This is a genomic window from Actinocrinis sp. (assembly GCF_035650855.1).
Lineage (GTDB): Bacteria > Actinomycetota > Actinomycetes > Streptomycetales > Catenulisporaceae > Actinocrinis.
The window spans coordinates 17,881-36,645 of the sequence record NZ_DASRGV010000071.1 but is presented as its reverse complement, the minus strand read 5'-3'; the positions used below and the strand labels follow the sequence as shown (position 1 = coordinate 36,645).

The window sequence follows — 18,765 nt, the reverse complement described above, 5'->3', positions numbered from 1 at the left end:
GGACATCTCCAAGGGCTTCAACCTCGGCTTCGCGGCCGCGGGCGACGTGGCCACCGGCTACGAGCGGATGAAGAACAAGGTCAACGACGAGCTCAAGCAGCACTTCCGGCCCGAGTTCCTCAACCGCGTGGACGACACGATCGTCTTCCCGCAGCTGACCCAGGACAACATCATCCAGATCGTGGACCTGATGATGGCCAAGGTCGACGAGCGGCTCAAGGACCGGGACATGGGCATCGAGCTCACCCGCTCGGCCAAGCTGCTGCTGGCCGACAAGGGCTACGACCCGCTGCTTGGCGCCCGGCCGCTGCGCCGCACGATCCAGCGCGAGATCGAGGACCCGCTGTCGGAGAAGATCCTGTTCAGCGAGTTGCGTCCGGGCTCGATCGTGCTCGTGGACACCGAGGGCTCCGGCGACCAGGCGAAGTTCACCTTCACCGCCTCGCCGAAGTCGAACCTGCCGGAGATCAGCAGCCCGGCGGACATCGAGGCCGCGGTGGCCGACGCCCCGCCCGCACCGGCTCCGGTGCAGGCGCCGGCTCAGGCTCAGGCTCAGGCGCCGGGCGACTCGACGGCCGCGTAACGCGCGGCCGCCGGTCCTGCCTGACGGACTGCACAGGGTCCGAACGTTGAAGTGGGGCCTCCCGGAAGGGAGGCCCCACTTCATGTCTGTGGTTCTTTCACGGCCTTCGTGGTGCCGGGCGGCCGAGGCAAACGATTACGCCGAGTTAGTTCTGCGGTCATGCGCGGCACATAACGGACGGCGCGGGTCGTGGGTGAGGACGCGCGCCCTCCGCAGGCCGCGCCGCAGCGATCAACGGCGCGGATAACGCGGAAGGGCTAGAAGCCTATCCAGCGCTTGAAGGAGCGCAGCGGAGCGCGCAGCGAGAGCTTGCGCCGGGTGGGCGCGGCCGGACGCGGCGTGATCTCACGCAGCAGCTGCACGGTCTGCGCCGCACCGGCCCCGAGCCGCGCGGGCTCGGCGATCGGCAGGCCACGGCCCCCGCGCGCCGGATCGGCGCCCTCGGGCACGAGCACGGCGAGGTGGCGGTCGAGCCGGTCCTTGACCGCGCGGCCGCCCACATTGATCGGTGGAACGTAGGCGGTGCGTCGCCGCGCCGCCTCGAACCGGTCCGAGCTGATCATCGGATGGTCCATGCCTGATACACCCACTCTGGAACGGTACCGCACCGCGAGCCGTTCGCGACACGCCCGGCCGTACTGTTTCCGAAGCGTCGCGGAACCTTGCCGATTCTTTACCCACCACCGCGACCAGGTAATATCAGGGCCGGAAGACTGCCTGGTGCGGACGGGTGTTCCTGTTGTACATTCCGTGTCTGGCTCGGTGCATTCGGTGGGAGAACGCCCGAATGGTTCCCGCGGACCAGGCCGGCGCGGCGCCCGGCCGGTCGCACCGGTCCCGAGCACGAGCGATCGGGGTTCGACTGTGGTGGATAAGGGCCTGGAAGGACACATACCGCTGTCCGCCCTCCGCCCGCTCCACCGTGCGATTAGCGGCGTCAACGCCGCCGTCGGGCTCGACGCGACGATGCAGGCGATCGCGGACGGAGTAGCCAGCTGCACCCCCTTTCGGAACGTCGCGGTCAACGTCGTCCAGGAGGACGGCGACCTGCGCTGCTGCGCCACCGCCGGCCCCGAGGAGCTGCGTGAGGCGCTGCTGGGCAACACCTGCCCGCGCAAGGCCATCGAGGAGCTGCTGGAAGGCGCCGAGGCCTGGGGGAACCTGCGCTTCGTGCGCGAGCTGACCGACGACACCACGCCCGAGGGCATCCACACCTTCGCGGCGGGCATCGACTCGCGGCCCGACCAGGCCGAGCTGTGGCAGCCGGAGTACGCGCTGCTGGTGCCGATGCGGGACGGGTCCGGCGAGCTGGTCGGGATGCTCTCGGTGGACGACCCGTCGGACGGCCGGATCCCGGCGCCCTGGGTCTGCGACGTGCTGGACATGTTCGCCGAGCAGGCCGGCTTCGCGATCCTCAACGCGCGCAGGCACGAGGAGGCCGCGGCCCGCATGGCCCGGCTGGAGCAGGAGCACGAGCGGCTGCGCAAGGACATCGCCGAGCGGCACCGGCGCGAGGAGCACCTGCGGCACCAAGCCAGGCATGACGCGCTCACCGGCCTGGCGAACCCGATAGAGCTCGGCGAGCGTCTGGTGGCGCTGCTGGCCGACCAGATCCCGCTCGCGGTGATCTTCTGCGACCTCGACCGGTTCAAGGAGGTCAACGACAACCACGGGCACGGCGCCGGCGACCTGGTGCTGCGGCTGGTGGCCGAGCGGCTGCGCGCCGCGGTACGCGGCGAGGACGTGGTGGCCCGCGTCGGCGGAGACGAGTTCGTCGTGGTCGCGGCCGGAATCGGTTACGACGAGGCGCTGGCCCTGGTCGACCGGATCGACCAGGCGTTCTCCCACCCGGTCATGGTTGCCGGGGAGCGGATGCTGGTGCGCGCCTCGCTGGGCCTGGCCTACGAGCCGGCCCGCCCGGAGAACGTGCTCGCGCCCGAGGAGCGGGCCCAGGAGCTTCTGGGTTCTGCCGACCGCGAGATGTACGCCCGCAAGCGCTCCAGGGCCTCGTTCACGCGGCTGACAGCGCGAGCGCTGGCGCGTAGGGCGTCTGTAGCCGGATGACCGGCCCGGAGCCGATCCGCGCGTAGCCGCGGCCCTGCGGCATCACCTGCGCCCCGCCGAGCTCCAGGGTGCCGCCGAACAGCAGCGTGGAGGTCACCGGGTCCACCTTGCCCAGCGCGATGCGCGAGGTGAGCTGGTTGCGCAGGGCCGGGCGCAGCGCCGCGACCTGGTCGACGCGGGCGGTGACCACGAGGGTGGTGCGGGCGAACCTGGCCTTGCGGGCCAGCACCGCGAGCGTGTCCTGCGGGTCGGGGCGGCCGAGCCGCGCGGCGGCCGCGCACAGCTCCGGCAGGTCGTCCACGAACAGCCACAGCGGCGGCTCGGCGGCCTGGCCGCGCTCGATGTCGGAGATCCCGGAGGCCGTCGCTTCGCGGTCAGGCTGCGCGTCGGCGTCCGGCGCTGCACTGTCCGTCGGCCGCGATACAAGCTCCGGCGCGGCGTCTGATCCCGCGTCAGGAGTAGTTGCCACGCCGCGCGCCTGCTCGGCCCGCCGCTCGATCTCGAGCCCGAACCAGTCCAGCAGGTCGAGCGAGTCGGCCGGCTCCTCGGTGATGCGCAGCACGTTCGGCCGCCCGGCCAGCGCGCCGTACTCGGCGGTCTGGTCGGTGTCGATCACCGCGATCCGGTGGCCGCGCGCCAGCGCCTGGCCGAGCAGCGAGCGCACCGCGGTGGACTTGCCGGTGCCCGGTCCGCCGGTCAGCAGCAGGTGCGGGTTGGTGCTGGGCGTGCCGAGCCGCCAGATCACCGGCGCCAGCTGCGCGACCTTGAAGCCGGGCGGCACCTCCTCGCGCGCGGCGGCCTGCGGCGTCAGCGTGTCCTCGCCGGCCTCGGGGTCGGCCACCAGCATCGGGATCAGCCGGCCCGCCGAACCCGGATCGGTCACGCCGAGCACGAACTCGATGTCAGCGACCGGCCACGGCTGCGCCGCGATGCCGTCCGGCAGCGGCGGCAGGATCCGCACGTCGAGGTGGTTGCCCTCCTCGTCCCAGGCGTACAGGTACTCGTTGGCGTGGCCGATCTTGCCTTCCAGCGCCCGCTCGACCTTCGCCCGGCTGTCCGCCTCGCCGTCGCGGAAGTACTCCGAGTAGTCCATGCGCAGCCGGATGAGCCGGTCCTGCTCGTCGAACTCCCAGGCGGTGAACGCGTCCCGGTAGCCGCCGCCCGGCTTGAAGTGCTGATCCGGGTCGTCGCCGTTCTGCAGATACGGCACCAGGCCGTTGTAGATCGCCTGGAGCCGGCCGACGTGCTCGGGCGACTCGGGGTCCGCGCCCTTGCGCGAGGTGTCCCGGCCGAGCCAGGCCGCCGCGCCGAGGAAGGCCAGGATCAGCAGCAGCGGCCCGAACTTGAGCAGCCCGACCCCGATCAGGCAGACCAGCGCGATCACCGTCTGCAGACGGCGCTTGTCCTTGGGCGCGTCCTTCCACCACGCGCCGAGCTGCGCCGCGCCGCGCCGGGTGCCGCGCAGCAGCACGATCAGTGGATAGCAGATGTCCAGGACGCGTGACCAGCCGTCCTGCGCCATCCCGCGTCCCCGGGTGATGTGCGGATGGTGCAGCACCGAGTCGTTGAACCAGACGACGGGCGCCGACTCGGCGACCACCCGGCCGAGCCGGGTCCACATCGAGTCCGCGGTGCGGGCGGCCTGGGTCATGTGCGCGGCCCCGTCATCTCGACAGCCCTGTCATGGCGCTGGTCCCGGCCCGCCGCTAGAAGTGCAACCCGCTGATGAACCCCGCGACCGAGTCGGCGCTGTTCTTGATCGAGCTGGCGATCGAGGTCGAGGCCAGATAGAAGCCGAAGAGCATGCACACGATCATGTGTGAGACCTTCAGGCCGTCCTTGCGGAACAGGATGAAGGTGATGATCCCGAGCAGCAGTACACCGGAGACGGAGAGAACCATCGTCGCTCCCTGTGTTGTCGGTTGGAACCGCCGGACCGAACTGGTGAGCGCGCCTCTGGCCGGGTCCCGCGGGACCGCGGCCAGTTGAAAATGGTTGGCACGTTCATCCGGATTCTCTCAACCGGACTACATTCCTAAAACCGACAAATGGGTGCGATGGCCTTTTAGTCATCCATTCGGGTGGAAAGTCGACAAAGCTACGCCTGCTAAAGGGTGACCGCGGGAGCGTAAGCCGTCACTCCCATGCCGTGGACCCAGCGTCCGCGGCGCATGACCGCGACCACGCGCAGATCCTCGTTCAGCACCACGAGGTCGGCGTACTTTCCGATCTCCAGGCTGCCGACCTGATCATCGACGCCGAGCGCCCGGGCCGGGGTGAGGGCGGCCGAGACGGCGGCCTGCTCGATCGGAACGCCGACGCTGAGCACGGTGTTGCGCAGCGCGTTGTCCATGGTGAGCGTGGAGCCGGCGAGCGTGTCGGTCCCGGCGACGCGTACCGCGCCATCGCTCACCTCGACCGTGAGCGGCCCGAGCGGGTACTTGCCGTCGGCAGCGCCCGCGGCCTCCATCGCGTCGGTGATCAGCGCGACGCGGTGCGCGCCGGCCGCCGAGAAGACGAGGTGGACCACGGACGGATGCACGTGCATGCCGTCGTTGACCACCTCGACGAAGACTTCCTCCTGCTCCAGCGCGGCGGTAACCGGTCCGGGCTCGCGGTGGTGCACCGGCCGCATCGCGTTGAAGACGTGCGTAGCGACCCGGGCGCCGCGGGCGATGGCGAGGTTGGCCTCGGCGTAGGTGGCGTCGGTGTGGCCGATGGCGGCGATCACGCCGGAGTCGGCCAGCAGGCCGGTCGCTTCGAGCCCGTGCTCGAGCTCGGGGGCGAGGGTCACCATCCTCACCGCGCCGCGCCCGGCCTTGACCAGGCGCTTGACCGCCTCGGGGTCCGGGTCGAGCAGCAGGTTCGGGTCGTGCGCGCCGCACCGGGAGCGGGCGATGAACGGCCCTTCGAGGTGGATGCCGGCCAGCACGTCGTCCTCGACCAGTTCGGCCAGCTCCGCGACGTACCGCTCCAGATCGGACAGCGCCCCGGTGACCGTGGAGGCCATGATCGTGGTGGTGCCGTGGCTCAGGTGGAAGGCGACCGCGTTGCGCGCCTCGTCGATCCGGCCGGAGGAGAAGGCGCCGCCGCCCCCGCCGTGTACATGCATGTCCACGAAGCCGGGCACGACGTAGTGGCCGGACAGGTCGTGCCGCGTGCCGTCGGGGCCGGGCGGCGGCAGCTGCGCGGGTCCGCCGAGGGCGGATATCCGCTCGCCTTCGGTGCACAGCCAGCCGTTCTCGACGACACCGTCGGGCAGGACGAGGCGGGCGTGGCGTAGTACTGGCATCGGGACTACCTTGCGTCGAGGTGGACCTGGCGGGGCCGCAGCGGCCGCTCGATCCGGATTGGTATAGACCTTAGCGGCAATACCTTACGCTACGGGGCTCCGACCGGGCCAGAGCCGTTCGCAGGCCGTGATGGCGAGGGGATCGCCGGCCCGGCAACGGCTCCAGCTTCCCTCGGCCGCTTCGCGGTCTTCACTTGCTCGGTGCTGCTCGACTTGTCGGCGGTGGCGCATACGATGGGAAAGAGGGCAGGGGGCGTGCACCGCAGCTGAGGAGTAATCAGATGACGTCGCGAACGCTGCGCGAACGTGTGTCCGACGCCGTGTCGGGTGAAGTGGGCTCAGAGCAGCCGCATCCGTCGGAAGCGTTCATCCCGAACCCGTCTGAGGCCACGTCAGAGCGGGAGTTCCCGGAGCAGCGGCAGGAGCCGGCCGAGCTCGCCGTGGTGACCGAGGTCACTGACGGTCCGCCAGAAGCGGAACCGGCCCCACCGCAGACTCGGCCGCTGTCCGAGCGCGACCGCGCGGTGCTGACCTTCGAGAAGCAGTACTGGAAGTACAGCGGGGCCAAGGAACAGGCGATCCGGGACCGCTTCGAGATGTCCGCGACCCGCTACTACCAAGTGCTCAACGCGCTGCTCGACCGTCCGGAGGCGCAGGAGTTCGAGCCGATGCTGGTCAAGCGGCTGCGTCGGCAGCGCGCCGCCCGGCAGCGGGCCCGCTCCGCCCGAACCGGGACCGTCAGCGCAAGCCGCTAGCGCGGCCCTGGCCCGCTCCGACGACCACGTCACCGGCGCCCACCGGACCGAGTTCGGGCGCTCGCGAAGGCCGTTGCGTTCGATGCTGTCCGCGTTGCGCTACTTAGGCGTCAGCGACGGTCGGCGCCGACTCCTGCGGCGGGAGGGCAGCTGCGGTCAGGCAGAGGCAACGGCCGGTGCCGGCACTCCCTGCGCTTGGCGGGCGCGGTGGTGACGGCGGCACAGCACCGTGTAGACCACCTCTCGGTCCGGAGTGACGTCGCCGACCACGACCTGTTCGCCCTCGACGACCATCTCGCCGCCGACCGTGCGCGCGTTGTGGGTCGCCCGCGCGCCGCACCAGCACAGCGTCTCCACCTGCATGACCCGGATCTCGTCGGCCAGCTCGATCAGCCGCTGCGAGCCCGGGAAGAGCCGGGTGCGGAAGTCGGTGGCGATGCCGAAGGCGAACACGTCCACGCCGAGCTCGTCCACGATCTCGGCCAGCTGCTCGACCTGATGCGCGCTCAGGAACTGGGCCTCGTCGCAGATCACGTAATCGATCTCGGGATCGGCGGCCAGCGCGGCCGCCGTGAACGCGAAGAGGTCCGTGTCCTCGGCCGCCTCCACCGCGGCCGTGGAGAGCCCGAGCCTGCTGGAGAGCACGCCGTGCCCGGCCCGGTCGTCGCGGGTGAAGACCAGGCCGCGGCGACCGCGTGCGGAACGGTTGTGGTCCATTTGCAGCGCCAGCGTCGACTTGCCGCAGTCCATCGTCCCGGAGAAGAAGATCAATTCGGCCATGGACGTTGCGGCATCCGTTCGACGCGGGGGCAGGGTTGTGGCGCAGCGGGCCACAGTATTCCAATGAACACCGCACTAAGAGTCGGTGCCATTGCCGATAGCGCCGCTAGGCCAAAACCCTGCTACCGGTCTTCGACGCTGCGCGACAGGTCGGCCAGCTGCCGGGCAAACCAGCGCTGTGGCGGCAGTGCCGCGCCGGCCGCCGCCAGCCGCTCGCACCGCCTGCGCCGCTCCTCGCGGTCCATCGAGAGCGCCGCGTGCAGCGCCTCGGCAGTGCCGGTGACGTCGTACGGGTTCACCACCAGCGAGTCCTCGGCCAGCTCGGCGAACGCGCCGGCCTCCCGCGACAGCACAAGCCCGCAGGCCCCTCCGGTCGCCGCGGCGACGATCGGGATCTCCTTCGCGACCAGGTTCATCCCGTCGCGGATCGGGTTGACCACGGCCACATCCGCCAGCCGGTAGGCCGCCAGCGACCGCGCGAAGTCGTCCTCGACGTGCAGGATCAGCGGCTCCCAGTCCGGCGTGCCGAACTCGTCCTCGATCCGCTTCGCGGTCCGCAGCACCGCGGCGGTGTACTCGCGGTACTCGGGCAGGTCGTGCCGGCTCGGGTAGGCGAACGCGACGTGCACCACGCGGCCGCGCCACTCGGGGTGACGACGCAACAGATCCGCGTACGCCTCAAGGCCGCGCACTATGTTCTTCGACAGCTCGGTGCGGTCGACCCGCACGATCACCTGCCGGTCGCCGACCGACTCGCGCAGCACCGCGAGCCGTCCCGCTACGTCCGCGCGGCTCGCCCGCTCGACGATGAACTCCGCGTCCACGCCGAGGCTGTAAACGCCGATCCGGGTAGGGACGTCCTGGCGCGGTGAAGTCACCGTCATCCGCGCGCGGTCGGCTTGCGCGCCGAACCGCTCGCAGCAGTCCATGAACGCCAGCGCCCAACGCTCCGTCAGGAAACCGAGCTGGTCCGCGCCGAGCATGCCTTCGAGCACGGCCGTCGCTATCTGGTCCGGCAGGATCCGGAAGTAGTCCGGCGGCGCCCACGGCGTGTGCGAGAAGTGCCCGATGTGAAGGTCTGGCCGCAGGTTGCGCAGCATCTTCGGGACCAGCGCCAGGTGGTAGTCCTGCACGAGCACCCGGGCCTGCGGGGCGGCCTCCTCGGCCAGCGCCTCGGCGAACGCCCGGTTGTACGCGACGTAGGACTCCCACTCGCGCTCGAAGCCCTCGTCGAAGCTGGGGCTGACCGGCGTCGCGTAGAGCATGTGGTGGATGAACCACAGCGTCGAGTTGGCGACCGCGTTGTACGCCCGATGCAGCGTGCCGGCGTCGATGTCGAGCATCCGCACCGGCGAGGCCGAGTCGATCAGGCCGATCCGGTCCAGCCGCCCGCCGGGCGAGCGGCGCGCGGCCGCCCGGTCGCCCTCCGAGAGCGCGGCGCACACCCACACCTGATCCGCCTCGCCGTCCGCCGCGACCGAGGAGAGGCCGGAAACCAGCCCGCCGCCGCCGCGCTTGGCGCTCAGCTCGCCGTTCTCGGCCAGGGAGAAGGAGACCGGGCCACGGTTCGACGCGACCAGGACGGAGGCCTTGCCGGACTCGGAGTACTCCGAGTCCGCGGGCTTTCCGGTGCCGTCGTCGCCATGGGTGCTGTCAGTGCTGCCAGATCCGAACACGGTGTCCGTCGTTTCCAGGCCCGGCCCCGATTAATCACCATCCGGGCCAACTCGTCTCGATTAGCGGTCCTCCGGCGCCCCTTGGCCGGTCCACGCGAGCGCCGCCGTCTTCAGCGGCGGCCGCTCCGGAACGGCGATATCCCGAGTCGTCGGCGCGAAACCGCCGGGCGCCCTGACGAACTGGGTCAGCTTCGTCGACACCGCCTCGGGTCCGCCCAGTCGGGCCTGTGCGACCTGCAGGATCTCCGCCGCCATCCGGCCCAAAGCCTGCTCGTCCTGGTGCCTGTGGTGGCGGATCCCGGCGTCCACCTGCGCCAGCGCGTCCAAGCCGTGCGCCGCGTAGGTGTCGACCAGCAGCGCGAACTCGACGCCGTAGCCGCACGGGAACGGCAGCGACTCCAGCAGGTCCCTGCGGCCCGCGTACTCGCCGCCGAGCGGTTGGACGAACCCGGCGAGCTCCGGCCAGTACAGGTTGAGCAGCGGCCGCGCCACCAGCTCGGTCACCCGGCCGCCGCCCGCCGGGTGCACGGTCGTGCCGTCCGCGAGCGGCCGCTCGTAGGCCGCCTTGACCAGCAGGATCCGCGGATCGGCCAGCAGCGGGCCGAGCACGCCGCGCACCACCGCCGAGGAGAACTGCTCCAGGTCGGCGTCGACGAAGCAGATCAGGTCCCCGGTGGTGGCGGCCAGTGAGCGCCACAGCACCTCGCCCTTGCCGGGCAGCGTCGGGGTGCAGGTGAGCACGTCCTCGCGGTGCACGACCCGAGCGCCGGCCGCGGCGGCCACGGCTGCGGTGCGGTCGGTCGAGCCGGAGTCGACCACGACCACCTCGTCCACCAGCCCCGGGCGGCCCAGGTCGGCGACGATCGCCGCGACGATCGGGCCGACCGTGTCCTGCTCGTTGAGCGCGGGGAGCACCACGCTGACCGTGGCGCCGCTGCCGGCCTTCAGCCCGAGCAGGCTGGCCAGCGGCCAGTCGGACTCGTGCGAGGTGCGCCGGGAAAGCCACTCGCGCGCCGGATCGAGCTCGTCCACTGTGTCCGCCACCGCTCCATCCGCTCGCTGTCTCGGTTCGCCGGCTCTGCTCTGTCCACCCGCCGCGCTTCGTCCCTACCCACCCACAGCGCCAGTCTGTCGGACCATATGCCCAACAGGTGAAACGGAGGTGGTGGAATCGCGCCCGTCCGGTAGAGTTCGAGACGATCCATAAGGGTCATAGGAATGCGGTACCCCGTACCGCACACAACTTCATATGCATTGCTCATCCAGAGGAGCTGAGGGAACGGCCCTGTGAAGCTCCGGCAACCACTCGGGTGACTTCGCGACGCGAGGCCCGCCCGGAAGTAGGTGCCAAGTCCGGCCCGTCGAAAGCCGACGGGGAAGATGAGGAGAGAGGCCTCGCCATGACGATCACACCCACGCTCCCCACGCGCACCGAGTCCGCCGCCTTCGGCCGCGCGGTAGCGCTGTCCTGCCGCGAGTGCGGCGAAAGGGTCGAGCTCGGCCCCCGGTACGTGTGCGAATCCTGTTTCGGCCCGCTCGAGGTCGCGTACGACTTCGGCGCCGTGACCCGCGCGGACATCGAGCGCGGCCCCAACTCGATCTGGCGGTACGCGCCGCTGCTGCCGGTCCCGGCCGACGTCGCCTCCCGCCCGAACCTGAACCCCGGCTCCACGCGCCTGGTGAACGCCCGGAACCTGGCCCGCGAGCTGGGCATCCGCTCGCTGCACGTGAAGGACGACTCCGGCAACCCGACGCACTCCTTCAAGGACCGCGTCGTCGCGATCGCGCTCGAGGCCGCCCGCTCCTTCGGTTTCACGACCCTCTCCTGTTCCTCGACCGGCAACCTGGCCGGAGCCGTGGGCGCGGCCGCCGCGCGCGCGGGCCTGGACTCGTGCGTGTTCATCCCGGCCGGCCTCGAGACCGGCAAGGTCGTCATGGCCGCGGTGTACGGCGGCCGGCTGGTCGCCATTGACGGAACGTACGACGAGGTCAACCGGTTCTGCTCGGAGCTGATCGGGGACGACGCCGGGGAGGGCTGGGGCTTCGTCAACGTCAACCTGCGGCCCTACTACGCCGAGGGCTCCAAGACGCTGTCCTACGAGATCGCCGAGCAGCTCGGCTGGAAGCTGCCGGAGCAGATCGTCATCCCGATCGCCTCGGGCTCGCAGCTGACCAAGATCGACAAGGGTTTCAAGGAGCTGATCGCGCTCGGCCTCGTCGAGGACCGGCCGTACCGGATCTTCGGCGCCCAGGCGGAGGGCTGCTCCCCGGTCTCGGCCGCGTTCAAGGCGGGGCACGACGTGGTCAAGCCGGTGCGGCCCGACACCATCGCCAAGTCGCTGGCGATCGGCAACCCGGCGGACGGTCCTTACGTGCTCGACATCGCCCGGCGCACCGGGGGCGCCATCGAGGACGTGAACGACGCGCAGATCGTCTCGGCCATCAAGCTGCTCGCCCGCACCGAGGGCATCTTCACCGAGACCGCGGGTGGGGTTACCGTCGGCGTGCTGCGTAAGCTCGTGGAGAACGGCGTGCTCGACCCCGACGCGCAGACCGTCGTGATCAACTCCGGCGACGGGCTCAAGACCCTCGACGCGGTCGCCGACACCGGAGTCACCGCGACGATCAAGCCCTCGCTGGCCGCCTTCCGCGCCGCCGGCCTGTAGCGCGCCGGCGCCGCGCCATCCGCCGGCTTTCCCGGCCGGCCCAGCGACCCCGCACCCGAGCGATCCAGCACCGAGCCGCACCGCATCAACGCACCGAGAAGGAGCCCGCTGCCATGGCAGTCACCGTCCGCATCCCGACCATCCTGCGCAGCTACACCGGCGGCGCGGCCGAGGTGGCCGCAGAGGGCTCGAACCTCGCCGAGGTCATCGACGCGCTGGAGAGTTCGTACCCCGGCATCCGGGCCCGGGTGCTCGACGACTCCGGAAAGCTGCGCCGCTTCGTGAACGTGTACGTGAACGACGACGACGTCCGTTTCGCCGAGGGCCTCGCCACCGAGACCAAGGACGGCGCCGCGATCTCCATCATCCCTGCCGTCGCGGGCGGCTGTCGCTGACCGACCCCGGTCCCGTCCCGGCGCCGCGCGACTGTTACGCTGCCGCTGACATCGTTGTCGAAGCGTGTCTCCATGCGCTGCCGTGTTCGGTCGCGCGGTGCCCGGGAAAGGCGTTTTACACCCTCACGGATGACGCTCAGTCAGCCGTTGCGCTCCTTACGTAAGCGTCCACGGGCTGAGATGATCAGTAACCGTCCGATTACGGTTTCATGATCGGCCGCCCGCTTCGTCGGGTTTCGCCATGGTTTGTCATGGCGCGAAAACGCAGTAGTGCTGCGAGTTATCGTCCCAATGACCTGTTGCGTCCGGGGCGGTTGAGGATACTCTCACGCCGGTCGCACAGTTCAGCGAGGCCGTGTCCGAAAGGTGGTCGAAGGCTGCCTTAGGCGCGGTGCGAGTAGAACAAAGCAGTCATCACCGGCCCTGGCTCGGTACGCGAGACGGAGGGGGCGGGGGGACGAACGACCCGAATCCCGCGCCCGCGGGATAGATGGAGAGGGCCGGCAGCAAGGAGTTAGGGAATGGCTCAAGGCACCGTCAAGTGGTTCAACGCGGAGAAGGGCTACGGCTTCATCGCGGTCGACGGTGGCGCGGACGTGTTCGTCCACTACAGCGCGATCCAGATGGACGGGTACCGGAGTCTCGAAGAGGGCCAGCGGGTCGAGTTCGAGATCTCGCAAGGCCAGAAGGGTCCGCAGGCCGACATGGTCCGCGCACTGTAGTAAACCAGACCTGTAAATACAGGCAGAGCGCTACATATTGATCCGGCGGGTGCCGGTCCTTCGGGATCGGCGCCCGCCGGATCCGTTCGCGAAGGGTCTTCCCGGCGTTCACTGATCGGCTTGCACTCAACAGCCCCGAGTGCTAATCATGGGAGCTGGCACTCTCTGGACCAGAGTGCTACCGATAGCTTCCACTGGTGAGGTGCGCCTACCGCACCGGCCGTCGCGGGCGCCCGTGGGGCACGTGATACGTCCCTTCTGTGGGAGGACAGTACCTATGGCAAAGATCATCGCGTTCGATGAGGAGGCCCGTCGCGGCCTCGAGCGCGGTATGAACCAGCTCGCGGACGCCGTGAAGGTGACGCTCGGTCCGCGTGGCCGCAACGTCGTGCTGGAGAAGAAGTGGGGCGCCCCCACCATCACCAACGACGGCGTCTCCATCGCCAAGGAGATCGAGCTCGACGACCCGTACGAGAAGATCGGCGCCGAGCTGGTCAAGGAAGTCGCCAAGAAGACCGACGACGTCGCGGGCGACGGCACCACCACCGCGACCGTGCTGGCCCAGGCCCTGGTGCGCGAGGGCCTGCGCAACGTGGCCGCCGGCGCCAACCCGATCGCGCTCAAGCGCGGCATCGAGGCGGCCGTCGAGCGGATCAGCGAGGAGCTCTCCTCGCTGGCCAAGGACGTGGAGACCCGCGAGCAGATCGCCTCCACCGCCTCCATCTCCGCGGCCGACACCGCGATCGGCGAGCTGATCGCCGAGGCGATGGACAAGGCCGGCAAGGAAGGCGTCATCACCGTCGAGGAGAGCAACACCTTCGGCCTCGAGCTCGAGCTCACCGAGGGCATGCGCTTCGACAAGGGCTACATCAACTTCTATTTCGCCACCGACCCGGAGCGGCAGGAGGCGGTGCTCGAAGAGCCGTACATCCTGATCGCCAACCAGAAGATCGGCAACGTCAAGGACCTGCTGCCGATCCTGGAGAAGGTCATGCAGTCCGGCAAGCCGCTGCTGATCATCGCCGAGGACGTCGAGGGCGAGGCCCTGGCCACCCTGGTGGTCAACAAGATCCGCGGCACCTTCAAGTCCGTCGCGGTCAAGGCCCCGGGCTTCGGCGACCGGCGCAAGGCCATGCTCGGCGACATCGCGATCCTCACCGGCGGCCAGGTCGTCACCGAGGAGGTCGGCCTCAAGCTCGACTCGATCGGCCTCGACCTGCTCGGCCGCGCCCGCAAGGTGGTCGTCACCAAGGACGAGACCACCATCGTGGACGGCGCAGGCGACGCCGACGCGATCGAGGGCCGCAAGGCCCAGATCCGCGGCGAGATCGAGAAGTCGGACTCCGACTACGACCGCGAGAAGCTGCAGGAGCGCCTGGCCAAGCTGGCCGGCGGCGTGGCGGTCATCAAGGCCGGCGCGGCGACCGAGGTCGAGCTCAAGGAGCGCAAGCACCGCATCGAGGACGCGGTGCGCAACGCCAAGGCCGCTGTGGAGGAGGGCATCGTCGCCGGTGGCGGCGTGGCCCTGCTGCAGGCCGCGACCAAGGCCTTCGAGAAGCTGGACCTGGTCGGCGACGAGGCGGTCGGCGCGAACATCGTGCGCATCGCCGTCGAGGCCCCGCTCAAGCAGATCGCGGTCAACGCCGGCCTCGAGGGCGGCGTCGTGGTGGAGAAGGTGCGCAACCTGGAGCCGGGCTTCGGCCTGGACGCCGCGACCGGCGAGTACGTCGACCTGGTCAAGGCCGGCATCATCGACCCGGCGAAGGTGACCCGCTCCGCGCTGCAGAACGCCGCGTCCATCGCGGGCCTGTTCCTGACCACCGAGGCCGTCATCGCCGACAAGCCGGAGAAGGCCGCGGCCCCGGCCGGCGGCGGCATGCCCGGCGGGGACATGGACTTCTAAGTCCGCCCTGACCGAGCGGGCACCCGAGGTAGTCCTCCGCAGCAAAGCGAAACGCCCCCGCACTCCGAACGGAGTGCGGGGGCGTTTCGTCGTTGTCAGGACTCTCGGCGCAGTCAGCGTTCTTGCACTTACTGCAGGGCGGCGCGGGCCAGCTCGCGGCACTGCTCCATGGTGTGCGCGGCGAGTGCGGCCCGCACCTGCGCGATCGCGGACGGCGCCATCGACAGCGAGGTGACGCCGAGCCCGACGAGGACCGGCGCCAGCCGCGGATCGGCCGCCGCCTCTCCACAGACCCCCACCGATTTTCCGCAGGCGGCTCCCGCCCGGCCGGTCAGCTCGATGAGGCGAAGCACCGCCGGATGCCACGGATCCTGCAACGTGCCGAGCGAGCCGAGCATGCGGTCCGCGGCCAGCGCGTATTGCGTCAGGTCGTTCGTGCCCAGCGATACGAAGTCGACCGCCGAGAGCAGCGGTTCGGCGCGCAGGGCCGCCGACGGAACCTCGATCATCGCGCCGACCGTCTGCAGGCCGTGCTCGCGCGCCCGCTGCGCGAACCAGGCCGCGTCGTGCTCGTCGGCGATCATCGGGGCCATCACCCACAGCTCGGCCGCGCAGTCCTGGGCCGCCTTGGCCAGCGCGGCGAGCTGCGTGTCCAGCAAAGCCTGGTGCTCGCCGCGGAAAGCGCGCAGCCCGCGCACGCCGAGCGCCGGGTTCGGCTCCGCGCCCAGCGGGAGGAAAGGCAGCGGCTTGTCAGCACCCGCATCCAGCGTGCGCGCGACCACGCGGCAGCCGGGAAAGCCGTTCAACACCGCGCGATACGCCTGGACCTGCGTCTCCAGCGAAGGCGGCGTCGCAGAGCCCAGATACAGAAACTCGGTGCGGAACAGCCCGACGCCTTCCGCCCCCGCCGCGACCGCGTCGGCCACGTCTCCCGGCCCGCCGACATTCGCGAGCAGACTGATCGCCACGCCGTCCGCCGTCCGGCCGGGACCGGTGACCTGCGCGGCGCGCGCTCGCGCCTGGCCCCGCTCGTGCGCCGCGGCAATCAGCTCCGGTGAAGGATGTGGCGTGACAGTGCCTGAGGCGCCGTCCACCAGGACCGGCGTTCCGTCGGCCAGGTCCAGCGCCCCGGAAACGCCGACCACCGCCGGAATCCCGCGCGCACGGGCCAGGATCGCGGTGTGGCTCGTCGGGCCGCCCTCCTGGGTGACCAGCGCCAGCACCCGGGTCAGGTCAAGCAGCGCCGTGTCGGCCGGGGCCAGGTCGAGCGCGACGAGCACGAAAGGCTCGGCGAGCTCGGGCACTCCGGGCATCGGGACGCCGCTCGCCACCGCTATCGCGCGCGCGGCCAGATCGTCCAGGTCGCCGACCCGGTCGGCCAGGTAGCCGCCGGCCCCGGCGAGCAGGTCCCGGTATCGGGCGAAGGTCTCGAATATGGCCCGCTCCGCGGTCAGGCCCGCGGCGGTGCGCTCGCCGACGCCGTCCAGCAGCGACGGATCCTCGGCCATGAGCACCTGGGCTTCCAGGATCTCGGCGGCGTCGGCGCGGCCGAGCTCGTCGCGGGCGACGGCGGCGCGACGGGCCAGCTCCCGCGCCACCTCACGCAGCGCCGCCTCGGCTCTGGCCCACTCGTGTGCCGAATCGCCGTGCGGTCGCGCCGCGGCGGACGGTTCCGCCGGCCGCGCGGCCATTCTCGCCACCGGCCCGGTGGCCGCCGCGCTGCCGACGCCGAGGCCGCGCAGCGGTTCTGTGATGGCCGCCATCCTCCGCCTTGTTCTCCTTAGCCAGCTATCCTTCGAGATCCGCGCTCAGCAGCGCCTCGAGCTCGTCCAGCGTCGCCTCGGCGCCGGTGCCGTCGGCGGTGATGGTGACCTGGTCGCCCTGCCGCACGTCCAAGCCGAGCACGGCCAGGATCGAGCGGGCGCTGACCGGGTCCTTGCCCTCCTTGGCGATGGTCACCGGGACCGGGGCGGCGCTGGCGGCCTTCACGAACACCGCCGCCGGGCGGGCGTGCAGGCCTACGCGGGACGCCACGGTGACGATTCGCTCTGCCATGTGGGCTCCTCGGCTTCCTATCCGACTGGGAACAGGGGCGATGCTACGCGTAGTCGGCCAACCTTAGAGAACTCCGCGCTGAACGATGCACCCTGTTCCACATGCACGCGCCCGCCAGGCGCCGGGTTCGCCGTCGTACCACTCCAGTCGTCGTCCGGGCCGTTAAGCCGTTCGCTCATGCGCCCCACTGGAACAGCGTGCGCCCGGGTTCGATCGGGCCCGCCGCCACCGCGCCGACCGCCGCGGTCTCGGCGTCCAGCGCGATCACCGGGCAGACCGGGGAGAGCCCGCGCGCCTCGATCTCGGCCGGGTTCCAGCGGACCACCGGCGCGCCCGCGGCGACCTCGGCCCCCTCGACGGCCAGCAGCTCGAAGCCGGCGCCGTCCAGGTTCACCGTGTCGATCCCCAGGTGCACCAGCACGCCGCGGCCGCCTGCCGCGACGACCACGAAGGCGTGCGGTTTGAGCTTGACCAGGGTGCCGGCGATCGGCGAGACCACGGTCAGCGGCCCGCGCTCGGGGTCGACCGCGGCGCCGGGGCCGACCATCGCCTGCGCGAAGACGGGGTCCGGTACGTCGCGCAGCTCGATCGCGGTCCCGGACAGCGGGGCGCCGACGAGCAGGACTGTAGTGGTGTCCATTCCAGTGCGGTGTGTGGTCCGGCTCTCAGAGCAGGTCCTCGATGTCCATACAGAGGGTGTCGGCCTCCGGCCCGACCACCACCTGTACGACCGTGCCCGCCTTCATCACGCCGTGCGCCCCGGCCGCCTTGAGCGCGGAGTCGCTGACCTTAGAGCCGTCCCGGACCACCGTGCGAAGCCGGGTGATGCACGGTTCGATCTCCACGATGTTGTCGGCTCCGCCGAGCCCGGCGATGATCGCCTCTGCCTTGTCCATCATTCGCTCCACTACGGGTCGGTTACGCGCGCTGCACCAAGACGTACGTTCGGTGTCCGGGACCTTGACAGCGACTGGTCCTCGGTGGTCTAGTCCGGTCCAGACACTAGCGTGACGCGGTTCACAGGAATAGAGCCACCACCCGACTCGTACAGACAGCGCCCACTTTCTGTTGAAGGAACAGGCCGACCGATGGAGATCAGCCCCCGCAGTCCGGTGCCCAAGCACCAGCAGCTGCGCGAGATCCTGATCAACCTCATCGACACCGAGCTGGAACCGGACACCCCGATCCCCTCCGAACGCGACCTCGGCGAGCGGTACGGGCTGTCCAGGATGACCGTCCGTCAGGCGATCAACCAGCTGGTGGCGGACGGGCGGCTGTACCGGGTCCGGGGCCGCGGCACGTTCGTGGCGCAACCGAAGATGGATCTGCAGATCAGGCTGGCGTCCTTCACCGAGGACATGACCCGCCGGGGGATGATCCCGGCCTCGCGCACGCTCGGTTTCGAGCGGATCGAGGCCACCCCCGTGCTGGCCCGCCAGCTGGAGCTCAACCCGGGGGAGCCGGTGGTGCGGCTCGCCCGGCTCCGTTACGCCGATTCGATCCCGATGGCGGTGGAACGCACCCACCTGCCGGAGAACAGGGTGCCCGGCCTGCTCAGCCGTGGCACGCCGCAGTCGCTCTACCAGGTCCTCGCCGACGAGTACGGCCTCAAGCTCACCTGGGGCGAACAAGTCATCGAGGCAGGCAACCCCGACCCGGAAGACGCCGCGCTGCTGGAAATCCCGGCCGGCGGCGTCGTGCTCCGGATGTCCCGGCGCAGCTACGCCGGCGACGTGCTCATCGAGTACGCCGTCTCCGCGTACCGCGCTGACCGGTATCAGCTATGGGTACCGCTCGAAAGGCCCGCACAGCCGATCACCAATCCCCGCGCGGCGCGTCCGGCAGGCGATGTCGGCGCCACCCGCGGATAGACC

Annotated in this window: 19 protein-coding genes and 1 riboswitch; of the genes, 8 read left to right on the top strand and 11 right to left on the bottom strand. The window is 70.5% G+C overall.

Annotated elements, in window-relative coordinates; translation table 11 throughout:
* On the top strand, positions 1–583 hold a 583-nt coding region (locus tag VFB40_RS05860), incomplete at its 5' end, for a ClpB D2-like domain containing protein (protein WP_527249187.1).
* 257 nt (positions 584–840) lie between these two features.
* Here the strand turns inward: VFB40_RS05860 and VFB40_RS05855 are convergent.
* Entirely contained in the window at positions 841–1,158 is a 318-nt protein-coding gene (locus VFB40_RS05855) for a hypothetical protein (protein WP_324841104.1), read from the bottom strand.
* A gap of 292 nt (positions 1,159–1,450) precedes the next feature.
* Here VFB40_RS05855 and VFB40_RS05850 point away from each other — a divergent pair, with 292 nt between their 5' ends.
* Complete coding sequence (locus tag VFB40_RS05850; RefSeq protein ID WP_324848260.1) at positions 1,451–2,647, top strand: diguanylate cyclase; 1,197 nt, start codon at positions 1,451–1,453, stop codon at positions 2,645–2,647.
* Here the strand turns inward: VFB40_RS05850 and VFB40_RS05845 are convergent.
* The 3 genes from VFB40_RS05845 to nagA form a co-directional block, all read right to left on the bottom strand.
* Complete coding sequence (locus VFB40_RS05845; protein ID WP_324848259.1) at positions 2,595–4,298, bottom strand: FtsK/SpoIIIE domain-containing protein; 1,704 nt, start codon at positions 4,296–4,298, stop codon at positions 2,595–2,597. The genes VFB40_RS05850 and VFB40_RS05845 overlap by 53 nt on opposite strands.
* 55 nt (positions 4,299–4,353) lie before the next feature.
* Complete coding sequence (locus VFB40_RS05840) at positions 4,354–4,548, bottom strand: DUF2304 domain-containing protein (RefSeq protein WP_324841107.1); 195 nt, start codon at positions 4,546–4,548, stop codon at positions 4,354–4,356.
* Positions 4,549–4,754: 206 nt separating this feature from the next.
* On the bottom strand, positions 4,755–5,939 hold the full coding sequence (gene nagA / locus VFB40_RS05835) for an N-acetylglucosamine-6-phosphate deacetylase (RefSeq protein WP_324848258.1): 1,185 nt from the start codon (positions 5,937–5,939) through the stop codon (positions 4,755–4,757).
* A gap of 443 nt (positions 5,940–6,382) precedes the next feature.
* On the opposite strand from nagA, the gene VFB40_RS05830 reads away from it, so the two are divergent.
* Positions 6,383–6,694 carry a DUF3263 domain-containing protein gene (locus VFB40_RS05830; protein WP_349261360.1) on the top strand — a complete coding sequence of 104 codons (312 nt, stop codon included), beginning with the start codon at positions 6,383–6,385 and terminating at the stop codon, positions 6,692–6,694.
* 156 nt (positions 6,695–6,850) lie between these two features.
* On the opposite strand, the gene VFB40_RS05825 is transcribed toward VFB40_RS05830, so the two are convergent.
* The 3 genes from VFB40_RS05825 to VFB40_RS05815 all read right to left on the bottom strand — a co-directional run bounded on the left by VFB40_RS05825 (position 6,851) and on the right by VFB40_RS05815 (position 10,194).
* Entirely contained in the window at positions 6,851–7,474 is a 624-nt protein-coding gene (locus VFB40_RS05825; protein WP_324848256.1) for a thymidine kinase, read from the bottom strand.
* Positions 7,475–7,596: 122 nt separating this feature from the next.
* Complete coding sequence (locus tag VFB40_RS05820) at positions 7,597–9,054, bottom strand: alpha,alpha-trehalose-phosphate synthase (UDP-forming) (protein ID WP_349261359.1); 1,458 nt, start codon at positions 9,052–9,054, stop codon at positions 7,597–7,599.
* A 156-nt stretch (positions 9,055–9,210) separates the two neighbouring features.
* Positions 9,211–10,194 carry a glucosyl-3-phosphoglycerate synthase gene (locus VFB40_RS05815; RefSeq protein ID WP_324848254.1) on the bottom strand — a complete coding sequence of 328 codons (984 nt, stop codon included), beginning with the start codon at positions 10,192–10,194 and terminating at the stop codon, positions 9,211–9,213.
* 211 nt (positions 10,195–10,405) lie between these two features.
* Positions 10,406–10,537: riboswitch (SAM riboswitch) on the top strand.
* 13 nt (positions 10,538–10,550) lie between these two features.
* On the opposite strand from VFB40_RS05815, the gene thrC reads away from it, so the two are divergent.
* The 4 genes from thrC (at position 10,551) to groL (ending at position 14,836) form a co-directional block, all read left to right on the top strand.
* Positions 10,551–11,816 (top strand): threonine synthase, encoded by a 1,266-nt coding sequence (thrC, locus tag VFB40_RS05810; RefSeq protein ID WP_324848253.1) that lies wholly within the window; start codon positions 10,551–10,553, stop codon positions 11,814–11,816.
* Positions 11,817–11,929: 113 nt separating this feature from the next.
* Entirely contained in the window at positions 11,930–12,211 is a 282-nt protein-coding gene (locus VFB40_RS05805; protein ID WP_324848252.1) for a ubiquitin-like small modifier protein 1, read from the top strand.
* Positions 12,212–12,732: 521 nt separating this feature from the next.
* Entirely contained in the window at positions 12,733–12,933 is a 201-nt protein-coding gene (locus VFB40_RS05800; RefSeq protein WP_324848251.1) for a cold-shock protein, read from the top strand.
* A 277-nt stretch (positions 12,934–13,210) separates the two neighbouring features.
* The gene (gene groL / locus VFB40_RS05795) at positions 13,211–14,836 is read left to right on the top strand and encodes a chaperonin GroEL (RefSeq protein ID WP_324848250.1); all 1,626 of its coding nucleotides are present in this window, start codon (positions 13,211–13,213) and stop codon (positions 14,834–14,836) included.
* Positions 14,837–14,964: 128 nt separating this feature from the next.
* Here groL and ptsP read toward each other — a convergent pair whose 3' ends face one another.
* From ptsP to VFB40_RS05775, 4 genes are all read right to left on the bottom strand, one after another.
* Positions 14,965–16,599, bottom strand: a complete 1,635-nt coding sequence (gene ptsP, locus VFB40_RS05790) for a phosphoenolpyruvate--protein phosphotransferase (RefSeq protein ID WP_324848249.1) — start codon at positions 16,597–16,599, stop codon at positions 14,965–14,967.
* 25 nt (positions 16,600–16,624) lie between these two features.
* On the bottom strand, positions 16,625–16,891 hold the full coding sequence (locus tag VFB40_RS05785; RefSeq protein ID WP_324848248.1) for an HPr family phosphocarrier protein: 267 nt from the start codon (positions 16,889–16,891) through the stop codon (positions 16,625–16,627).
* A 175-nt stretch (positions 16,892–17,066) separates the two neighbouring features.
* Complete coding sequence (locus VFB40_RS05780) at positions 17,067–17,531, bottom strand: PTS sugar transporter subunit IIA (protein WP_324848247.1); 465 nt, start codon at positions 17,529–17,531, stop codon at positions 17,067–17,069.
* Positions 17,532–17,556: 25 nt separating this feature from the next.
* Positions 17,557–17,787, bottom strand: coding sequence for a PTS sugar transporter subunit IIB (locus VFB40_RS05775; protein WP_324841119.1), 231 nt, complete (start codon positions 17,785–17,787; stop codon positions 17,557–17,559).
* 192 nt (positions 17,788–17,979) lie between these two features.
* On the opposite strand from VFB40_RS05775, the gene VFB40_RS05770 reads away from it, so the two are divergent.
* Positions 17,980–18,762 carry a GntR family transcriptional regulator gene (locus VFB40_RS05770; protein WP_324848246.1) on the top strand — a complete coding sequence of 261 codons (783 nt, stop codon included), beginning with the start codon at positions 17,980–17,982 and terminating at the stop codon, positions 18,760–18,762.
* The last annotated feature ends 3 nt before the right edge of the window (positions 18,763–18,765 follow it).